The sequence below is a fragment of the Thalassolituus oleivorans MIL-1 genome, assembly GCF_000355675.1.
In the GTDB taxonomy this organism is placed as follows: Bacteria; Pseudomonadota; Gammaproteobacteria; order Pseudomonadales; family Oceanobacteraceae; genus Thalassolituus; species Thalassolituus oleivorans.
Genome location: NC_020888.1, coordinates 2,315,671 through 2,336,637 on the forward strand (window position 1 = coordinate 2,315,671; position 20,967 = coordinate 2,336,637).

General features: G+C 44.5%; 20 protein-coding genes. 10 read left to right on the forward strand and 10 right to left on the reverse strand.

The window, feature by feature from the left end:
• From TOL_RS10615 to TOL_RS10640, 6 genes are all read right to left on the reverse strand, one after another.
• Positions 1 to 1,515, reverse strand: a complete 1,515-nt coding sequence (locus TOL_RS10615; protein WP_041588477.1) for a TolC family protein — start codon at positions 1,513 to 1,515, stop codon at positions 1 to 3.
• Positions 1,512 to 2,510 carry an efflux RND transporter periplasmic adaptor subunit gene (locus TOL_RS10620; RefSeq protein WP_158505916.1) on the reverse strand — a complete coding sequence of 333 codons (999 nt, stop codon included), beginning with the start codon at positions 2,508 to 2,510 and terminating at the stop codon, positions 1,512 to 1,514. Before TOL_RS10620 ends, TOL_RS10615 begins: the two co-directional genes overlap by 4 nt.
• Positions 2,511 to 2,618: 108 nt before the next feature.
• Complete coding sequence (locus TOL_RS10625; RefSeq protein ID WP_015487324.1) at positions 2,619 to 3,203, reverse strand: metal-dependent hydrolase; 585 nt, start codon at positions 3,201 to 3,203, stop codon at positions 2,619 to 2,621.
• 34 nt (positions 3,204 to 3,237) lie between these two features.
• Positions 3,238 to 3,822 (reverse strand): serine O-acetyltransferase, encoded by a 585-nt coding sequence (locus TOL_RS10630; protein WP_015487325.1) that lies wholly within the window; start codon positions 3,820 to 3,822, stop codon positions 3,238 to 3,240.
• Between the two features lie 26 nt (positions 3,823 to 3,848).
• Entirely contained in the window at positions 3,849 to 6,650 is a 2,802-nt protein-coding gene (locus tag TOL_RS18375; RefSeq protein WP_144055362.1) for a sialidase family protein, read from the reverse strand.
• Positions 6,651 to 6,665: 15 nt separating this feature from the next.
• Positions 6,666 to 7,943, reverse strand: a complete 1,278-nt coding sequence (locus TOL_RS10640) for a glycosyltransferase family 4 protein (protein WP_225666262.1) — start codon at positions 7,941 to 7,943, stop codon at positions 6,666 to 6,668.
• Between the two features lie 513 nt (positions 7,944 to 8,456).
• Between TOL_RS10640 and TOL_RS10645 the strand changes: the two genes are divergently transcribed.
• The 9 genes from TOL_RS10645 to TOL_RS18380 all read left to right on the forward strand — a co-directional run bounded on the left by TOL_RS10645 (position 8,457) and on the right by TOL_RS18380 (position 15,834).
• On the forward strand, positions 8,457 to 9,527 hold the full coding sequence (locus TOL_RS10645; protein WP_015487328.1) for a GHMP family kinase ATP-binding protein: 1,071 nt from the start codon (positions 8,457 to 8,459) through the stop codon (positions 9,525 to 9,527).
• 91 nt (positions 9,528 to 9,618) lie between these two features.
• Positions 9,619 to 10,383: a glycosyltransferase family 2 protein gene (locus tag TOL_RS10650; protein ID WP_015487329.1), complete on the forward strand. Its 765-nt coding sequence runs from the start codon at positions 9,619 to 9,621 to the stop codon at positions 10,381 to 10,383.
• Positions 10,384 to 10,467: 84 nt separating this feature from the next.
• Entirely contained in the window at positions 10,468 to 11,904 is a 1,437-nt protein-coding gene (locus TOL_RS10655; protein WP_015487330.1) for a class I adenylate-forming enzyme family protein, read from the forward strand.
• Between the two features lie 34 nt (positions 11,905 to 11,938).
• Positions 11,939 to 12,520: a chorismate--pyruvate lyase family protein gene (locus TOL_RS10660; RefSeq protein WP_015487331.1), complete on the forward strand. Its 582-nt coding sequence runs from the start codon at positions 11,939 to 11,941 to the stop codon at positions 12,518 to 12,520.
• 21 nt (positions 12,521 to 12,541) lie between these two features.
• On the forward strand, positions 12,542 to 12,772 hold the full coding sequence (locus TOL_RS10665; protein ID WP_015487332.1) for an acyl carrier protein: 231 nt from the start codon (positions 12,542 to 12,544) through the stop codon (positions 12,770 to 12,772).
• A 10-nt stretch (positions 12,773 to 12,782) separates the two neighbouring features.
• Positions 12,783 to 13,367 (forward strand): serine O-acetyltransferase, encoded by a 585-nt coding sequence (locus TOL_RS10670; RefSeq protein ID WP_015487333.1) that lies wholly within the window; start codon positions 12,783 to 12,785, stop codon positions 13,365 to 13,367.
• Positions 13,368 to 13,403: 36 nt separating this feature from the next.
• Positions 13,404 to 13,955: a serine acetyltransferase gene (locus TOL_RS10675; RefSeq protein WP_015487334.1), complete on the forward strand. Its 552-nt coding sequence runs from the start codon at positions 13,404 to 13,406 to the stop codon at positions 13,953 to 13,955.
• A 6-nt stretch (positions 13,956 to 13,961) separates the two neighbouring features.
• Complete coding sequence (locus tag TOL_RS10680) at positions 13,962 to 14,810, forward strand: sulfotransferase family protein (protein WP_015487335.1); 849 nt, start codon at positions 13,962 to 13,964, stop codon at positions 14,808 to 14,810.
• Positions 14,811 to 14,844: 34 nt separating this feature from the next.
• Positions 14,845 to 15,834: an alpha/beta hydrolase gene (locus tag TOL_RS18380; protein ID WP_015487336.1), complete on the forward strand. Its 990-nt coding sequence runs from the start codon at positions 14,845 to 14,847 to the stop codon at positions 15,832 to 15,834.
• Positions 15,835 to 15,849: 15 nt separating this feature from the next.
• Here the strand turns inward: TOL_RS18380 and TOL_RS10690 are convergent, their stop codons facing one another.
• Positions 15,850 to 16,869, reverse strand: coding sequence for an AraC family transcriptional regulator (locus tag TOL_RS10690; protein WP_015487337.1), 1,020 nt, complete (start codon positions 16,867 to 16,869; stop codon positions 15,850 to 15,852).
• Between the two features lie 121 nt (positions 16,870 to 16,990).
• On the opposite strand from TOL_RS10690, the gene TOL_RS10695 reads away from it, so the two are divergent.
• Entirely contained in the window at positions 16,991 to 17,845 is an 855-nt protein-coding gene (locus tag TOL_RS10695; protein WP_015487338.1) for a sterol desaturase family protein, read from the forward strand.
• Between the two features lie 9 nt (positions 17,846 to 17,854).
• Here TOL_RS10695 and TOL_RS10700 read toward each other — a convergent pair whose 3' ends face one another.
• The 3 genes from TOL_RS10700 to TOL_RS10710 are packed head-to-tail and all read right to left on the reverse strand — an operon-like array spanning position 17,855 to position 20,960.
• The gene (locus TOL_RS10700) at positions 17,855 to 19,396 is read right to left on the reverse strand and encodes a PhnE/PtxC family ABC transporter permease (RefSeq protein WP_197537891.1); all 1,542 of its coding nucleotides are present in this window, start codon (positions 19,394 to 19,396) and stop codon (positions 17,855 to 17,857) included.
• On the reverse strand, positions 19,383 to 20,075 hold the full coding sequence (locus TOL_RS10705; protein ID WP_015487340.1) for an ATP-binding cassette domain-containing protein: 693 nt from the start codon (positions 20,073 to 20,075) through the stop codon (positions 19,383 to 19,385). Before TOL_RS10705 ends, TOL_RS10700 begins: the two co-directional genes overlap by 14 nt.
• A gap of 6 nt (positions 20,076 to 20,081) precedes the next feature.
• Positions 20,082 to 20,960, reverse strand: coding sequence for a putative selenate ABC transporter substrate-binding protein (locus TOL_RS10710; RefSeq protein WP_263866285.1), 879 nt, complete (start codon positions 20,958 to 20,960; stop codon positions 20,082 to 20,084).
• Positions 20,961 to 20,967 lie beyond the last annotated feature (7 nt).

Here is a 20,967-nt window from a genome sequence, read left to right on the forward strand (position 1 = left end):
TTATCTAGCCACCGAATCTGAATACTGACCACATGACCAAGCGACCGGTAGAAGTTGGAAACTCAACGACCATATTTTAGACGCCGACTTTACTAAGTTAAGTTTCTTTTGCTCTAGTTCTAAACGCTTATCAAGAACGTCGACTTGGCTAGACTTACCATGGGTGTATAGTTCTTTCTCTTGCTTTAAGTCTTGTACCGCTTTGTTAAGCTCAGCATTACTACTGCTTAACTTATAACTTTCTTTGGTGAATTCTTGATAAAGATCGAACACGCTAAAGCGAATATTTTGTTGAATAACTTCCAGCTTGGCGACTTCCATACTTTCAGTAACGGCGGCACTTCGCGAACGACCGTTACTACGCAAAATATCTGTGATAGGAATTTCTACTTCAAGCCCCACAGTTGACAGTGAACGCTGACCATTTAAGTTTTCGTCAGCCACAGCACGAACATTTCCGTAGACTGAAACCTTCATACCATCGCTGGTTTTCTCACTATCGTAACTCGCAGCTGCGATATCAATAGCCGCCTGCTGCATCATCAAATCAGTACTGGATGCTAAGTGCTTCTCAATAATCACATCAACATCTGGTAGCGTTGCAACCTGATACAACTGAATGTTTGGCAGTGAGTTCAGCTCCACATCAGGAAAGTAATACTTTAGTTTTTGCTGTAGAAAAGCCAACGTTGATTGAACCGTCATAATGCTGTCGTTCAAACTGACTATCGACTCTTCAGCTTCATACAACTTAGTCTTATCGACCATTTGCGAGTCAGCCACGCGTTGAATTAAGGCCAGCTTTTCATTCGCCAATGACAAAGATTTTTTATAAACCAGCAACTCCGCCTCGGCTTGGCTCTTCTCCAACAAGAAGTCGGCAATTTCTAACACTGCACCTTCGATGGATTTACTGTGACTGGCTTTCTCAAAGTTAACTTGACCTTGAAGTAATCGTGCTTTGTTGCTTTCACTCCAAAAAAATCGGCCACTCTTATACAAAGGAAAATCAACTTCGGCCTTAGCTTCATTAATAACGCCGCTCGCGCTTTGATCGATAACCGCAGCACCATCGATACCTGCTACCGTATTTGAATCATTGGCTATAGCAAAAAAGCCAACCGGCTCACCTGTGGTATAGCTTGGACCAAAGGTCAACGAAAGATCCGGATAAAAAGATGAATTCTTTTCGTACGCGTAAGCTTTACGAGCCGCATCAAGTTCTAAATTTTGAACACGAAGCGCGGGGCTATTTTTACAATACGACAAGGCTAACTTAACGAAGCCAACCTGTTCTTTTTCGGTCAACAATTCGTATGCCGTCTTAATGTGCTTACCATCAAAGGTCGCGACACGGGTATCCAATTCAGCAACAGGGATAATCTCGACATCTGAACCTGTAACAGCCACTGTACCTGTGGTAGCTACTGTACTTGTAGCCGCCGCGGTGGCATTAGCGAATCCGACGGCTAAGCACAAAGCTAAAATCTTATAAGACGTTCTCGGCATGATCATTCACCCACCTTAACGTGGTCCCCATCACGAAGGCTTTGCTGACCTGCAACCACGATTTTATCACCTACGGCAAGGCCATCCAGAATTTCAAAATAGCCACCACCGGTGCGGCCTAAACGTACTGTGGTTAATTGCACGACACCGTCTTTATTAACTTTAAATACTGTACCTTCACGATCCAATTGATTAATAAGTGCGATAGAAGGGATACGCGCTGAATGGCGATCTTCTTTGAAGTACACCACGCCAGTCATACCAGGCTTAACTCGCAACGATTTATTAGGGGCTTGTACGTAGACTTTTGCTGCACCTTTCACTTCATCAAGTTCTGGATCGATACGATAAATATTACCGCTTAGAGTTTCGTTATCGTAAGCAGGTAAGCGAATTTCAACATCCTTACCAAGGGTAAAGAACTGCAACTCTTTTTCAGGCAGTAATATTTTAAACAAGATAGGATCGATAGAGCTGATCACCATCGCCTCTTCACCTTTCTTAATGTAGGCACTAGGAAAGCTCTTAACCTCACTGATAACACCAGAAATCGGAGTGACAATATGAGTGTTAGCAAGTGCATACTCAGCTGAGGCTAAGTTATGTTTTGCTTCTGCATAATTGGTTTGGGCTTGGTTGTAACTTAAAAAGGCATCACTGTATTTTTCTTGCGAGACATAGTCTCCCGCTAACAATGATTCGACTTCTTTCATGTTCTTAGCAAAGAAATCTAACAGTTTCTTCTTCGAATCAAGCAGAACCGTTGTCATCTCCAAGTTTGAGGCGTACATAACATCATCAAACGCGAGCAACTCTTGCCCTTTCTCAACAACATCACCCAACTGAACTGATTGAGTTTCGATGATGCCTTCAATTTGCGGGCGTATTGATACCGACTCGCCTACTGCAGCGGTAGCTGTAACAGCATAACTTGAGGATACAATACCAGAGTCGACGGCTTGGATTTCAACAGGAATAGGCTTTCCTGAATTCCTCGCCACTTCGCTACTCGTTGATATTAGCTGTAATCGGGCGCTAAAAAGCAAGTACCCTACAACCCCAATAATGCATGCTACAAACAGTGAGAATAGTATATTTCTTTGCATAATTTAGCGCATCTTTTTAGAAAGTAATAAAATCATGAACGTAATTGGCACAAAAATCAGGAGTTCACTAAGCACAACCCAGACATTATACCAGTCGAAAAAACGATCAGCCGTATCGTGATGCGGGCCAATCAACAAGGTTATTGGTGAGGATACCCTATCCGGCCAAAATGGCGCCAAAATGGGAGTGCCAAACGAATTATGCAATCCTCGAAGCGGCCCCGTGAATAAATCGAGTACCGAATGGCTCAACAAAGCAATAAAAACTAACGAAAAAACCGTTTTATAACTCTGTTCCCCCAATGAGTAATTCGTAAATGAGCGCAACGGAGTTTTCAGTAAAAGCAGCGCCACCATCAAAGAAAAGAAAAGCATATAAAATGGCGTATGACTTTGTTGGCCGTGATACTTGAGGTGATCATTTGATAGAACAGCACTGACGATGATATCGAGATCTGGAGCGTTAGCAAAAAACATCATTCCTAACAGAGACAGCACACCCAGCTTAACATTTTTACTCGGATTAATTGCGCGATAGATTAATAGGCAATCAACCCCAGCTAATGCGTGCCCCACCGTTGTCGCCATTCGTTCTGCTCCTATATCGAACCGCTATAGCGGTTCATTCCTTGCCGTCAAATTTCAGATAACTACTGGTATTTTGCCTTGAAATAATCCGAGCAGGAACACCGCTCACAGTGCAATTATCAGGAACAGATTTCAAAACCAGAGCATTAGCTGCAATCACAACATTATCGCCAATAACAACATTGCCCAGTATTTTAGCACCCGATCCAACAAAAACATTGTCGCCCAAAACAGGTTTTTTTCCTGTAGGGCCAGAATAATCAGCACCAATAGAAACACATTGATTAACTGTACAATTCTGACCAATTTTTTTTGCATCAATAGCAATGCAAGAAAAATTGTGGATGACGAAGCCAGGACCTATGTCTGTAGTTGGCGACACTTTAATGCCAGTAACAGATGACATCAGGAATTCACTAATAAGATAAAGCCCCTTAGCCAACAACCGAGTGACAAAGTTACCCGCAGTTTTCGAGTACGCAAACTGCCCCAGGCGATAACTCACCAAGTACATAGTACCGAGCTGAAAGGTTATTTTCAGATACTTATTTACGAAATTATCGATACGAACATAGTAAGTGCGTTTACGATATAAATCGCTACGGAGCAATGCGAACATAACCAACCTTCTACTCTATTAAACCATTACTCGGAACAAGCACCGACACAGATTTCTCGCACCATGGGATATTCTATAACCCTGTTAGCAGCAAAGTCGCGACACCAAATACGTACAGTATATGTACCCGGATCAACGTAATTGCCACCTTCGTCGCCTGTCATACCGTCCCATTCCAAATGAATGTTAATTGGACTGCCGTCTTCATTATTCGGATAGGATAACCGATGCAACTCAGACACTAACTGGCTCTCACCCTGATAGATGTAAAGCGTAACCACAGCACCTTCTGAAATAGAGAAATCAATATCCATCACCTCTCCCGCACCATCAATGGTCGTTGGCGAGAAAGTAAGACCATCTAAGGTTGGTGACGTCAAATCAATACCAAAATCTAATGTTTCTGTAATTTCATTGCCTTCAGAGTCAACACCGGTCGCCGTCGCGGTATAGTTGCCCTCGCCCATCAATAGGCCTGCGTCATTAATTCCATTCCACTCGACGAACAAGCTTCGGCCTTCACCGCTATCATGATAGATCTCATTATTTAGCGAATCCTTGATCACGAGAGACCAATCAACCTGACGATTGTAATTACCACTAAACCAGATGATTTCTTGGCGACCATCACCATCGGGAGCAAACGCTTTTTGCGAGCTTAGATATTCAGAAAACTCTAAAACTGATGCATTCGCCGACAATACAACCGTCAAATTGACGCGTTTTTCTGCAGCTTCCACACCATCAGCAGTAAGACCGGTGATAAGGAAATAATACGCACCATCCAATTCTCCGGTAATAGAACCCGCATCAACAGTTCCATCCCAGTCGGCAGAGAAGTCTACAGAAAAATCCGATGGTTGAGAGACAAAGTCACGCACCTTGCGGTCAACGCGCCCAAGCACTTTTTCGGTCTCATCTTTTTTATACAATTTTACCGTCCAGTACAAAGGAACGGTCGAATACGCATGCAGCGTAGTAGATTCGGTACTATTAACTCCAATAGTTAAAACATCTTCGGTGACAGAGGCGGCAGCTACAGCAGGTAAACCGACTTGACCGCGACTCATAATTGCTTCAAAAGGCCCAAAGCGGTTGTCATCCACAGCGATAAATATCTGAGAATCATCATTAATCGCGATCGACGATACCAATGAACCCTCTTCGCTAGGATTAAAGTTGTATGGCTCTTCGAAGGTTAGACCATGGTCAAAAGAACGACTAACAACCGTTTCATAGTTGCCCGCAAACGTGTCCTGCCAAATCGCAACTAAGGTACCATCACGCATCACAGCAAGATCAGAGAATACTGACGTTGAGGCTTTTTCCGACGCGCTATCAGACACGCTCACAACCGCCTCAAACGTAGCTCCGCCATCCTTAGAGCGTGCCAGACTTATGTCTTCTTTCTGATCTAACGGATAAGCAGTCCAGGAAATGTAAACATAACTGCCATCGACCGCAATCTTAGAACCCGCGGTACCGCCCTCCGCAAATGACACTTGAGTGGATTCAGCGGAGAAGATGCCATCAAACGAACGTACATAATGAACCTGAACACCGTATTCAGCTGCTTTGCCAAACACCGCATGTATTTCATCATCATCATCATTAACCGTAATGGCGGTAGTCGTCGGCGAATCGTCAGCAACAAATCGTCCTAATTCAATGAAGCTAGACTGCATGTGTCCATCCACATCTAAAATATAATCGCCGTTACTATCGACAAGATAACCACCATCAGTAGCGGCAGAAATAACGACTGCGCCAGCCGTATACCAAATAACGACGACCCGCCCAGTAGAGTCAACCACAATATCAGGAGCGGCGGTGATGACGGCACCACGAGTTAAATTTAATGGTGGATCAAAGCTATCTGAGCCAGCATCTTTCTTCACGAAAAATACGTTAGCAGTACCGTCCACATTATCTTTATAGATGATATAAACGGTACCGGCAGCATCTACCGCAATTTTGGCGAATTCGGCGATGCCTGGGCTATTTGACACATTTAATGCCGTTGAGAAAGTTTCACCACGATCATCAGAATGGACATAAAAGATTTCCATTCCTCCTTCGACGTTATCGTGAAAAGCGGCATGAGGATTACCATCGCTATCAACCACAACGCTTGGCGCATAGGCATGTCCATCAGATTTTGAAAGATCCACAGGCAAAGCAAAACGTAATTTTGCATCCTCAGTCAGGTTCGAATAATAATTCATCGGGTCAGTATCTGCATTGACCTCATCCGCATCCGGGTAAGTATCTGTATCGGAGTCTGATGACAGAGGATTAGTGCCGAGATTAAATATCTCGACATAATCACGGAGTGTGTCTAAATCGGTATCCAATGAGGTTGGATTAGTTCCATACGTATTAACTTCATCGCCATCATTAATGCCGTCATCATCCGTGTCGCTATCCAAAGGATCTGTGCGCGGATCGGAAGAAATCTCAGCTTTATCGCTGAGACCATCACTATCGGTATCCGCAAGCAAGGGATTCGTTAAAAACTGAATAACTTCTTGCTTATCCGTTAATCCATCATCATCCGTATCGGATTTCATAGGATTTGTACCGTACACTTTCACTTCATCATAATCGGATAGTCCATCACGATCAGAATCAGACAACACCGCACTGGTACCTAAGGATTTTTCTAGTACATCGGACAATCCATCGCCATCACTATCAGCGACATCCGACACAGAGCCGCCACCACAACCTGAAAGCACCGACACAGATAAGATGAATGCAAACGAAGCCAACCGGAATGAGATTGGCTTTAGACTCTCTGCTAGAAATTCGATGGATATTATCTTCAAAATAGTTACCTAAAGTCAGGAATTCGAATAATTTTCAAGAACAAACTCACTCAAATTGCTTCGGAACTCACTTTCATCAACCCGCCCCAGTAAATGATCGTAAATAACATCCAAGCCCTGAGCTAAACGACCCCAAGTGTAAAATTGATCGACTACGTCCCTTGCACTATTTCCTAGACGAATCCTTAATTCCTTATCGCGCAGCAGCACGACTACCTGCTCCGCTAACGCATCCAAATCGTGATTCGCAACGATTAAGGCATCTTTGTTATGTGTTAATCCCTTCGCTCCGCCAACAAAGCCAGCAATGGCCTTACGGGCAGACATGTAATTCAAAACCTTAACTGGATGCCCAGGGCATTCTGGTCGAGGAATGATCGCGACATTAGCAATGGCCAAATAACTCGACAACTCATCCAACGGCACATGATCGAAAAACAAAACATTGTCAGCTATGCCTAACGATGCGGCGTAGTCCAAATACTTATTTTTCGCATCTGGATTGTCGATATTGCAAACAATTAGAAGCTTCGCCGTTGGCTCGATCTTTATAACACGAGCGGCAGTATCAATCAGATAATCAATACGCTGAAAAGCATCTAAGCTACCGGTGTACATCATGTACATACCGTCTGCGTTCAAGCCATGTCTGTCGTAAATCGACTGCGGATCTGACTCATCAAACATTTCAGGAAACACGCCAGCCGGCAATACTGTAATTTTTTCTTTCTCAATACCTAGATCAACAAGAAAGTGTTTCAAGTCGTCTGATACCGTCGTGACGTGATCACCACGAAAAGGCAACGTTTTATCCAACACCCACGCCAGCTTACGAGCCAAATCTTTATTCTTAAAAAAATCATAAGTAGGCAACTCGTCAGCCATGCTATTGACCGCATTGTATAGCAACGGCTTGCGAGTAATCAGCTTAGCCAACCAGCCAATTAAGACGCCTTCATAGTTGTGTGCATGAATAACATCTATTTTGTATTTGAAAATGACATAGATGAGCTTCAGCACCATAAAGGGGTTAAAGAAGAACTTATCTAGAGCAGGCCCAACTTTAATGGCATTGCTTTTAGAGAAAGGCACACGAGGAACACGATGAATGGTAGGTCCCGTAACTGGAATATCTTCGGATATGGGGTAAGTAACGATGTGAACATCATGCCCTAAAGACACCAACGCCTCTGACATCTCTCTAATGGAGGCAGGCGAACCATGATTGGCAGGAAAAGGACACGCCGCCACCATTACTATTTTTTTTGATCTACCAACCAACTTAGAACTCACAACACCCTCCCATTTTTTTCTAAAAACACATCCATCACACACAAATCCAGTGCAACGGTGACAAAACTGAGTAAAAAACATCAAACAGATAAGACAAAATGCGACAAATTATAAAAATATGTAAAAAACAATCAGATCAAAAAATGCGCTTATTGGGCCACAATGTCACGACTTTCCTTTACATAATCTTACGAAACATCTTGAACCTTTTTGGGTTTTCTGTACAGTCAATGTTCGCCACAAGGAATAGTATTTCTTACCTTAGGTGACAAATTCGTTAAAAAACCATGCTAAAGGATTATAGGCGTCTAGAATTCCGATTATTAAGTGTTACAAACAGTATCACCAAATAGTATCGGTCATTGTGCGCCTTGCAACACATACAGTTCAAATTCCGTTCAACAGTACGGAAAAAGGACTCGACCCTTTAGTCAAAACATGCCAATCAGGCCAGTAACGATCTTGACAATAGATGGAAATTAAAATTGTGATTTTCTGTAAGGTAGGTGCGTAATGCAGTTTTATAGATGCCGAGCACCACTGCGACTAGGCCTAGCCGGCGGTGGAACTGACGTTCAGAGCTACAGCGACATCTACGGTGGTAACGTACTTAACGTTACGATCAATCGATACGCCTACACCCATCTGCAATTAAACGACACTCCCGATATCGAAATTGAGTCCTATGATTTCGGTAGCAGCTCTCGCATCAACTTAAAGAACGAAATTATCTACAACGGCGAATCTGACCTGGCCAAAGGTGCCATTAAGCATTTCTATGATGGTAGCGTTGGGTTTAAGTTGGTAACTCACAACGACGCTCCCCCAGGCTCCGGACTCGGATCTTCATCGGCCATGGTGGTATCCCTTATTGGTGCGTTTAAAGAGTTAAAAAATCTCAGCATGAGCCAGTACGATATTGCCCAGCGTGCCGTTCAAATTGAACGCCATGAATTAGGCATTATGGGCGGCCTACAAGATCAGTATGCGAGTGCATTTGGCGGCTTCAACTTCATGGAATTCAACAAGGAAAGCGGTGTGATTGTTAACCCACTGCGCATTGATCCTTGGGTTTTACGCGAGCTTGAATACAACCTTGTATTGGCATACACCAAGAAAAATCGCCTATCGTCGACCATCATTGAGTCACAGGTCAAGAACGTAGAGAACAATGACAAGGGTTGTCTTGATGCAATGCACAATTTGAAATCTCATGCTCACGAAATGAAAAAAGCATTGCTTACCGGTAACCCGACCGAATTTGGCAAGCTGCTCGATTACACCTGGCAAGAAAAGAAGAAAATGGCGGCAACCATTTCAAATCCTTTACTCGATCAATTGTATGAAGATGCAATTAAAGCCGGAGCGTTAGGCGGTAAAGTGAGTGGCGCAGGTGGTGGTGGCTTCATGATGTTTTATTGTGAATCAACCAAAAAACGTGAAGTGATTGAAGCGTTAATTAAAGGCGGTGCAGAAATCATGGATTTCGCTTTCGAACTTGAAGGTGTTCAGTCATGGCGCAGTTGTCGTCAAATGAAGACACCGCAGACGGTATTTACAAGTCAAGGTCCATTAGTTGCCTGATTTACCTAGATAACGCTTAGAAATTTATGCAACCCCTTAAATTCTAACAGGCTGGATGCTACTGCCTGCCACTAAAATACGGTTTTTAACAATGACTACTATCACTACTGCAACCACCTCGAAAAAACTCAGCAGCGTGTCCGTTGTATTTCCTGCATACAACGAAGAACTCAACATTGAAAATACGGTTTTGAAGGCCATCGAGGTCTTTTCTAAGTATTTCGAAGAAGTGGAAGTAATTCCGGTAAACGACGGCAGTTCAGATAAAACCGGCGAAATTATTGACCGCCTACAGAAAGAACATAAAGAAGTGCATCCAATTCACCACCCGCAAAACAAAGGGTATGGCGGCGCAGTAAAGTCGGGCCTTTTTGGTGGCAAAAACGATTACATTTTCTTTTCTGACTCTGATGGTCAATTTGATTTAGAAGAAGTCTCGTTGCTTCTGCCTTTGATCAAAGATAATGACATTGCTATTGGTTTCCGCGCCCACCGTGCCGACCCATGGCATCGCAAACTCAATGCTTTTTGCTGGGGAACCCTAGTTAAATTACTGTTTGGCATCAAAGCAAAAGACATTGACTGTGCGTTTAAACTGTTTAAACGCGAAGTTATCGACAGCGTAACATTAGAGTCTAATGGCGCCATGGTCAGCACCGAACTTTTAGCTCAAGCTGGCTTGATGAAATTTAAATTAGCTCAGGTTGGCGTTAGCCACTACCCGCGTCAGGCAGGTGAACAAACCGGTGCAAATCCTTGGGTAATTTTGAAAGCATTTATTGAACTATTTAAATTGTATGGAAAGTTAAAGCATTCAACTCCAGTACCAAAAAAAGCTGGAGCACAAAATCAGTAGTGATATTATGAAGGCCTTCACGCATCATCCTAAATTCATAGTGTGATGCGTACAATTCAGCGGTTTAGAAGAATGATCTAGTTTATGGTATATGCACTTTTTCAAGAGCAACGTCAGGCCCATACAGATAAGTTAGCCATAGTCTGGAAAGATCAACACTACAGCTATCAAAGCCTCGGCAATGCGGTAGATCAGTTAATCAACGACCTTCATGCAGTAGGTATACAAGCGCACGACCAAATCGCCCTGTTTGTACCAAATTCTCCAGAGTTTATTATCGGTACACTCGCTACTTGGGCGGTCGGCGCATCTTTGTTACCACTAAACACGGCTTACACTGAAGAAGAGCTTCTTAGCTATACCGCGAATGCCAAAGTGAAATTGGTGCTGGTAACGGAAAAAGAAGATCAAAAGATTAAAGATCTTGGTCTGGCAACTTTACTCATTGATGCCATGCCTGTATCGATAGCCCAGTCTCCCACTACGGCGAATGTACCTGCTGATTCCAGCGCCCTAGTTATGTTTTCGTCTGGCTCTACGGGTACACCTAAGCAAGTGGTCCGTAGCCATGGTGCCGTTATCGCTGAAATTCTTAATGCGCGCGAAACCCTATCGTTGAACAGCGACGATACCATCATGTGCTGCGCACCTATGTTTCACGCACATGGCTTAGGTAACTGTTTTCTTGCCGCACTGATGAACGGCGGTACCTTAGTTATTCATAGTGGTGAATTCAATCCAAGAAAAGTCGTTAAAACCATCGCTGAGCAAGGTGTAACGATTTTTCCTTCGGTGCCCTTCATGTGCAAAATGATTGCATCAACCCCATTTAAAGAAGCGCCTAATTTAGAGCGTCTGCGCTTGGTGTATACCGCTGGCGCACCTCTCGATGAAGAAATCGCGATTGCTTTTCATGAGCGTTTCGGCATGTATCTTGGCCAACTGTATGGATCAACCGAAACCGGTGCCGCAGCCATTAATGCCTATCCAAATGCCGACAATAGAAATTCTGTCGGTAAGCCGTTAGCGAATACCATCATCACGCTAATTGATGATGACGGCCAACCAGTACCGGCTGGATCTGAAGGCGAAGTCATCATACAAACCGCCGCTATGACAAATGGCTACACTGGCTTAGATGAACTAACGGCAGAAACATTTAAAAGTGACGGTTACCACACGGGTGACCTAGGCATAATGGACGCCGAAGGCTACTTACGTATTTCGGGTCGTAAAAAACTGATGATTAACGTAGCTGGAAATAAAGTTGATCCATTAGATATTGAAAAAGTTGTTAAGCAGCTACCCGGAGTTATCGACGCTGTCGCACTCGGCAAGCCCGACCCCCTGTACGGAGAAGCGGTAAAAGTTGCTATCGTTAGCTCCGGCAATTTAACAGCAGAAGATGTGCGAGCGCACTGTGCGCAGCATTTAGTCGAGTATAAAGTTCCTAAAATCATCGATTTTATTAGCGAAATACCGAAGAGCCCATTAGGGAAAGTCCTGCGTAAGTATCTATAAGATACCAAGCGTAGCCACCATTGAGGTATGTGCCATGTTGGATAATTTTAATACCAAAGGTTATGTAGAAAGCGGAATTATTACTAACGATCGTGACGAATCGTTAGACATAGCAGCTTTCCCGCCAATCGTTAGAACGCTACTCGTTACTGATGGAACTGTTACAAAAACACTAGAAGCCTACTTCTGGGAGCCCATCCAAGTTGAACAAATGGGCCAACGAGTAGCACCACTAGAAAACGACATTCCGCAGATGGGCTTAAAAACTGGCGATGACGTTTTACTTCGTGATGTGAGTATTTCCGGCACTCGTTCTGGTGATGTATACGCCTATGCGACGTCGGTACTGAACATCAATCACCTCGAAGAAGATGTGCGTAATCAATTAATCGCCGGCACCATAGGCATTGGCGAATTACTACGCGACAAAGGCTTAGAAACCTATCGCCAAGTCATCGACATTTATCGTGAAATAAAGAAAGAAGTGGTTCCAGGTAGCAAAAGTTACTACTGCGGTGAATTGATTTGCCGTACTTACTTAATCCATATTGATAACGAACCAGTGATTCAGGTAACTGAAAAGTTCCCGTACCGACTGTATCAAAACAAACATTAAACTGAATCGGAGTATCCATTTATGTCCATGCTAGAGCGCTTAAAATCGACTGTCTCAAGCATAACGCAAGCTGATTATACGGATGTGGCAGCTGATCAAGCTCTCAATTTAGATTCTATCCACCGCATTTCTTTAATCGTCGCGCTGGAAGAAGAATTTGATATCGAAATTGACAGTGATGAATTAGGTTCAGAAATGTTCGATACATTTGAAAAAATGGGTAAATTCATCGAAACCTGCATTGCTCAATAGGAAATATGAGATGGGCTTAATTGATACAATAATGGCCGACGTTCGCTTTAAACAACAATGGTTTTTAAGTGAAAAAAGTTGGTTTACGAAGAACGTACGAGTGTTTCTGGAACCAGGAACCATCGCCGTCATTGTGTTCCGTTACGGACAATGGCTAAGAAGCCTAAATAAAGTATTACGCATAGTATTATTCTTTCCGTACATACTAGGAAAAATCTTAGTTGTATTAGGATTCGGTATTTATATTCCTTCAACAGCGAAAATAAAACCGGGATTCATTATTCATAACTTCTCTGGAATTTTTATTAGTAGCGGAGAAATTGGTGAAAATTGTATCGTTTTTCAAGGTGTAACCACCGGTCATTTACGCGGCAAACCCAATCCACCAAAGCTTGGTAACAATGTTTTCTTGGGAGCGGGTGCCAAAGTGTTAGGCGATGTCACCATCGGAAATAACGTCGTAGTAGGTGCTAACTCTGTTGTGCTCTCTGACGTACCCGACAATTGCACCGTAATCGGCAATCCAGCACGAATCATTAATCGTGAAACCAACTGGATGGCGGAAAAGCGGGAAGGCAAGATTGCTAACTACTAATAGCAACCGACTCGCAGAGACTTATAAAGTAATTTTATGAAAAACAACGACCTTAGCCGAAAAGCCACATTTTTATATGGCAAAAGTACATTAGGCAACAAGCTAGCGCTACTTACTCAACGCGGTACATGGGCAGTGCTGGTGTATCGTTTTGGCCGTTTCGCTGGAAACGTATCCCCTCGCCCGCTCGGCTTACTGCTTAAAGTTATGTACTTTGGGTTGTTCTACATCACGCAAATGCTCACCGGCATTAGCATTCAAGCCTACGCCAATATCGGCAAAGGCATGGTGGTGATGAATTTCAGCGGTATCTTCGTATTGGCCGAAAAAATCGGCGATAACTTTACCGTATACGAAGGCGTCACCGTGGGTAATATTCGCGGAGCACCGCGCTTAGCCATTATCGGTGATAACGTCACACTTGAGCCGGGTTGCAAAATTTTAGGTGATGTTACTATCGGCAATAACGTTATCGTTAGAGCCAACAGCCTCGTACTTACGGATATCCCTGATAACTCCATTGCGATGGGAAATCCTGCTCGAATTAAACCATTAGAAACTGTTCAGCCTGCTGAAAAACAAGGGTAATTAACGATGTCGAAGTCCTCTATCGTAGACTTTATTGGTGTTGGATCTGGAAAATGTGGATCTACGTGGTTTTTTGAGAATGTTATTCAACACCCAGAAATTTACGATGGTAATCCAAAAGAGATTAACTACTTCAGCGACTTGTTTAACCAACACAGCCCTGAATGGTATGCCAGCCAGTTTAAAGGCTGTACTGATGACTCTCTGCTAAAAGGCGAGTTTTCAGTTACGTACATGTACCATCCAGAAGCTGCGAAGCGCATTAAAGAAAACTGCCCCGATGCAAAGATAATTGCCATTGTACGCGACCCTATTTACCGTACATTTTCCGATTACCTTCATGCACAGCGCAAAGGCGACATCGCTCCAACGGTTCCTTTCTCTGACTACATTAAAGACGAGAAGAAACTAGAGTTTGGCTGCTACACCCAGTATCTAAAGCAGTTCTTTGATAACTTCCCTGCAGAACAAATCAAAGTCATCGTGCTGGAAGACTTTAACGAGAACTACGAAAAAGGCTTCCGCGATGTCTTCGAATTCTTAGGTTTAAAGGACGTTAATTTCGTACCACCCGGTGTAGAAGAACGTCGTAACCAAGCTCGTAGCTACCGTTTTATTAAACTAGAAAATTTATTGGTGAAAACCTATCGGATGCTAGCGAAAGCGGGGTACACCCGTTTAACTGAAACCGTTAAGCGCAGTGGTATTCCAGAACTTTTCCGTAAATTTAATACCAGTAAAAAGCCGCTTCCGCAAATTGACGATGCGAGTAAAGAAACACTAAAACAGTACTTCGCCACTGAAAAGAAATTTGTTAGCGAATTAACCGGTAGTTCCCTTTCCGCTTGGCAATAATGCCAAGCAGTTGCTTTATCTCGAGGGCAGTACAATGAAAAATATAATAAAAGGCGTAGCTGCCACACTGTGCTTATCTTGGATTTTACCGATATTTGTAGTCGACGCTGCCGCTGAAACAGCTCCAACGATTGAAAATATGCGTTACGGTAAATATAAAGAAAACGTCATGGATATTTATCTCGTTGACTCCGCGACTCCGGTCCCGCTGGCGATATTTATTCACGGCGGTGGTTTCAAGTCAGGTACTAAAACTCAAGTCGACGACACGGATGTTAAAGAAACGCTGCTAGCGGCCGGTATTAGCGTTGCAACGATAGATTATCGTGTTACCGCCGATAAAGAATACACACTGGACCAAATCCTTCGCGAAGATATGACCTTAGCCGTGCAAATGCTGCGACATAGAGCTGCGTCATTAAACATAGATCCTGCGCACTTTGCCGCTTGGGGCAACTCTGCCGGTGCCGGTGCTGCTTTATATCTAGGTGTTGCTGATGATATCGCTGATCCAACGAATACCGATCCAGTGCGTAGACAATCCAGTAAGATTCAAGTCGTTGGTCATCTTGCTGGTCAATCAACCTACGACACCACACAGTGGGCCAGTATCGTAGACGTTGATCCAAATTGGGCTGAGCTTTCTGAGTTTGAAGACGACTTATACTGGTTTAACGTGGATAGCCGCGACCAAATAACGCCCGAGATGTATGCAAAGGTCGATATAGCTGCTCTATTTACGGCAGATGATGCGGCTATTTATTCTGAAAAAACACCCGATAGATACGGCACTGATGCTGGCCCGATTAATTTAGATTTCGACTCCATTGTTGACGACGACGAACGCGAAGAAGCCAAACGAGCTGCGCGCGTACTGATTGCCCACTCCTCAAAACATGCGTCATTTATTGGCGAACACTGCACCGCAGTGGGCCTAACTTGTGAAATCATCACAACGATTGAACCCGGTCCCAAACGGGAACTGTCTGACTTCATGATTGAGCAATTGTTACCAACGCCGTAGCCGCTGAAATTTTAATCACTGCCTACGCCGCCGTATCGCATCTTGTTGATAAGTGCGCGGCGTTTGGCCGGTGAGCTTACGAAACGTTCGTGCAAAAGCCGCCTGTTCGGAATACCCCAGCAATAACGCAATTTCTGTTAACGTCAGCCTTTGCTCGGATAAATACTGACAAGCCAGCTGCAAGCGTAATTGCAATAATGCCTCTCTAAAATTGGTTCCCTGCTCTTCTAATCGTCTGACCAAAGTACGTTCCGACATTGCCAGTGCTTTAGCGACCCGCCCTACCTTTGGATCACTATTTTGTAACGCTCGTAGAAGTTCGGTATGAAATGCATGAATAAAATCCTCATCGCGATTTAACCCCGAAAGCAGACCCTCAGCTTGCTGCTCTAATAACCCGCGCAAGGCAAAGTCGAATTGTTTTACCGGAAGCTGAAGCGCACTTAAAGGCAGCCATAACGCATTGGCTTCTTTCTCGAAACAGACATCACCAGCGAGTGCCGCAACCAGTGCGGACGTATTTGATGACTCCTGCCAAAAAAAGTCCGCTCGAACGGCATTCAGATCCTCCCGCCCCGTCATACTGCGAATAAAGGTCATCATACCGACGATAAAGACTTCATCAGAGATCTGCGTCGACGCCTCATAATCTCGCGACCATACCAAGCCAACCGTGTCACCATCGACCACTAATCGTGCTTTATCGCCATCGTGCAGCAAACGTTGATAACGCTCAAAACGCTGAAATGCCTCCAGCACGTTGTGACATGCTTGAGTTAAATAACCGATAACGCCTAAGTGTGAGGCCTTCACGCTTTCACCAACCAACACACTTACTGGTAAATCTGGGTAAATCCGCTGTAATTCATCAAGTGCTTGCCACCACTGCGTAAAGGTTAAACGCTTGTTAGCATCGAATCTAAGTAGGCGGCTATACAAGGGATTATTAAGATCACCACGCTGGCGCAAAAACTCGCACAAAAGAGCAGCAAGGTCACCACTAACCGAAAGATGGGCAAGCGCCTGAACGGCCATAACAAATCCACATAGACACAAAATCGGCTTAAAGTATCAAAAAACTGGCGTAAAAGATCAATAGTTATTTAAGAAACGATCATAAAATCATCGGTATCAAACAACAAATTAGGAAGTCAGCATGCAAGATGTCATTCATGCGCTTATGTTCATCGCCGCTTTTGGCGTTATCTTTGGTGGTGTCATGCTCGGCGAATTTGCTTGGGCCAGACACAAAGGCAAAACCGGTGTCTATATCTGGCGCGAAACACTCGCCAACATGATGACGGGAGTTTCTTACAAGGTTGTCGATGGCATCGCCGTCGCGTTGTTTATTCAAGCCTTCTACCAGTGGGTTTATCAATATGGCTTCCAATGGAATCCGGAATTAAGCCTCTGGAGTGTGTTGGCCATCATCGTATTCATCGATCTGTGTTTTTATTGCGCCCACGTTCTGATGCACAAAGTACGCTGGTTTTGGAATGTGCATGTTACGCACCATTCATCTGAGCATATGAACTTCTCAACCGCCTTACGCCAAAACTTCACCTTCGCCCTATCTGGTGGCTGGCTTGTGTGGTGGATACCCGCAGCACTCGTCGGCTTCGATAAAAATTGGACGTTAATAGCAATTGAAGCCAACTTGGTGTATCAGTTTTTCTTACACACCGAACAAGTGCGTACCCTAGGGCCATTAGAAAAAATATTTAATACGCCCTCACATCACCGCGTACACCACGGCAGTAATCCAGCACAAATTGATACCAACTTTGGCGGCGTTTTTATTATTTGGGATAAATTATTCGGGACATTTGTTGCCGAAAAAGACGCGGGGGAAATCAAATATGGCGTTACTCGTATGCCATCAAAACCTTATAACGCATGGGATCTTCAAGTACACGACTGGCTAGCCATGTTCAGAGATATTCGCCGCTACAAAGACATACGCATACTGTACAAGCACCCTGATTGGGTAAAGGAACACTACGGCGAATAGAAAAAAGGATTAACGCACAGCCAAGTTGGCAGTCGTTAATCCCGCGCGTTGGCGCACACTGCGAGACACACTATCAACAACGATATTCAGCAAAGCGGTAATGAGAATTAGGAAAAAGGCTCGATCAAAGCGAATATCTTCAAACGCCGAATCAACATAAAAGCCTAATGTGGCAATCCCTAAAATCCCCATAATGGCGCTCTCGCGCAGAATCACTTCCCAGCGATAAAACAAAAAAGCTAAAAATGCCGTGTAACGACGTGGCAACTCTTGATAGACATAGCGATCCAGTGCGCGTTTGGCAAAGGCTTGAGTTGCATGCTCTTTCGCGTCGGCCTCGCTCGCATTCGACAATAAAAATACGATCAAACCGGCGTTATGAAAAGCGAGCGCTATGATCGCAGGAATAGCCGACGGCCCAAACAACAAAAGAAAGATAAAGGCCAACATCAATTCGGGCATCGAGCGTAAAAACAGAATCAAAAAACGGCTTGGCAAACGAATAGCATTTACCACAATCACTTTCGTCGCCAAGGGATACATCAATACGGTTAAAATGCCCGTGAGCACTAAGGCAAGCTGAGTTATCACCAAGGTCGTCCCGATAGCGGGCCAAGCCACCTGCCAAAACTGCTTATCTAACCAACTTAAGCTTGCGGTTAAATCCCCGCGTAAAAAAGCACTCGGCCAAATATCTTGGCTAAAAAACTGCCAAACCGTCGAGCCATAAACCGTAGGGCTTTCGGGCAATAACCAAATTGCGGCCAAGGCATACAACCACCAAAATCGTGGTTTTAGCCAATAACGTACCGTCGCGATTAACAATAAAAACAGCCAAAAAACACCGGCCGCCTCGCTGTAATCACCCTGCTTAAACGAACTTTCGAGAAAGAAGCCTAACGTCGGTAAACCAATAAAACCTAAAATCGCGCTCGAACGCAGCGCGCACTCAAAGCGATAACGCACGTAACCCGCCATTGCTCCATAGCTTTGCGGAATCAAGCCATACACATAACGACTTAACGCGCCCGCTTTTGGGCTCATCGACTGGGTGGGTAACTGCGATTGCTGTTCAAATATTTCGGCAAATACTTTGGCGAATACGCCGGTATACGGGATTAAAATCGCGAGTAGACCAGTCGTGGCACTTAACCCGAAGATTTGCATAAACAGCAATCCCCAGAATATTTCGTGTACCGCCCGTATCGAAGCCATCGCCCAGCGTACAACACGAAAGCGAAATAACATGGCGAACACCACGCCCAAAGGCACCGATATCACCACCGCTAACAACGCAAAAGCGACGGTATGCCCCAACGCCTGCAGTAATTCGTTAATGGTTAAATGGGCAAAACTAGGGGTGATCATTCCCCACGCAATATGAGAAAGCTCTAACCAAGGATCAACTGCATGCAATTGCAAATCGGCAAACGGCAGACATACAAGCGCAGACACAATAAAGGCGATACTCAGCCAGAATAATCGTCGCCCTGTACCTTGAAGTTGCATCGAGATGAAAGAAGAAGCCGACGCTAAATTACTCAGCGCCACTGGCATCCACCTCGTACATGGCATCGAGATGCGCCATGGTTAATCCGGCGCTCGGGCCATCAAACACAATGCGCCCTGCCCGCAAAGTAATAATACGATCAAAATGATTTAGGGCTAAACGGCGATTATGCAAACTCACAATCGCGGTTTCGTGTTGCTTTAACACCAAGGCCAGCAGCTCGTCGGCCTGCAATGGATCTAACGACGACACCGGCTCATCACCTAAAAACACCGGCTGTTGACGATACAGTGCACGTCCCAATGCCACTCGCTGCCGTTGCCCACCGGATAATTGATCAACCGAGGTAAACAACTTATCGCGCAAGCCTAATTGGCGAGCCAAAACCTCGATCTCTTTTCTAGGTGCAGCAAATGGGCGCAATAAATTCACAAGATTATAGAGCGTAGAATGGCGCTCTAACCCGCCACTAAAAATATTGTTATACACAGACAACGAATCGACCAGCCCGCCATCTTGCGGACACCAAGCCGATTGCAAAGGAGAATTGTGATAAAGCAAATTCAATAAACTGGATTTACCCGCACCCGAAGGGCCGATTAAAGCGACCTTCTCGCCCGCTTTAATCGAAAGCGAAATATCACTTAAAGCAGCAGGCCCAGCACTGTGTGCCGAGCGTTTACCATAAGAAAATGTTTGCTGATCTAAGTGAAATATCATCAGTTATTAATCGTCGCCTAATAAACCAATCGCTGCACCGGTTTCTTCAATAGGTGCGTAATCGCTATTTTTAGCCGGTACAAAGCTCTGACGCGGAAAACTAGCCAGTAAATCAGCATCGGTCATATTCAATAACGCCGCCGTTACTTTCTCTTTAAAGCCTTCACCGTAGCGCTGATCTACATCGCCACGAATCGTCCACTGATAATCCGGATAAGTCGGCGTAGTCCACAGAACTTTAACTTTAGCAGGATCGACTTTGCCTTCGGCCAACTCGGTATCCCAAACGCTGTAGTTCACGGCACCCACTTCATAAGCACCCGATTGAACTTCCGCGATGGTGCGGCTGTGATCGCCAGAAAAACCCACGCGCGAGAACACATCATCAGGCGACGCTTTAAACGCTTCACGAATATAAAACTCAGGCATCAAACGACCAGACGTCGACCCTTTAGAACCAAAGGTAAAACTCTTGCCCTTAATACCTTTAGGAAATTCCTCACTCGCATTTAAATCAGCGCTAGTATTGGCAATGATATAGGTTTTAAAGAACTGATCTTCGTAACCTTGCGCAATGGCTTCCGAACCTGGCACCAACAGACGCGCACGCACGCCCGACAAACCACCAAACCACGCTAGCTGTACCTGATCGTTACGGAACGCAGTAATCGCCGCAGGATACGACTTAACCGGAATGTATTTAACATCTACGCCCAACTGCTCGGATAAATACGCAGCAACCTTGCCAAAACGTTCTTCAAGACGCGACTCATCTTCATCAGGAATAGCAGTAAAGGTAAAGGTCTCTGCATTCACTAACGTGCTTGCTGCCAATAATACTGCCGCCGAAAGCCATTTTTTAAACATGTAGAATTTCCTTTTTATTTCCGTA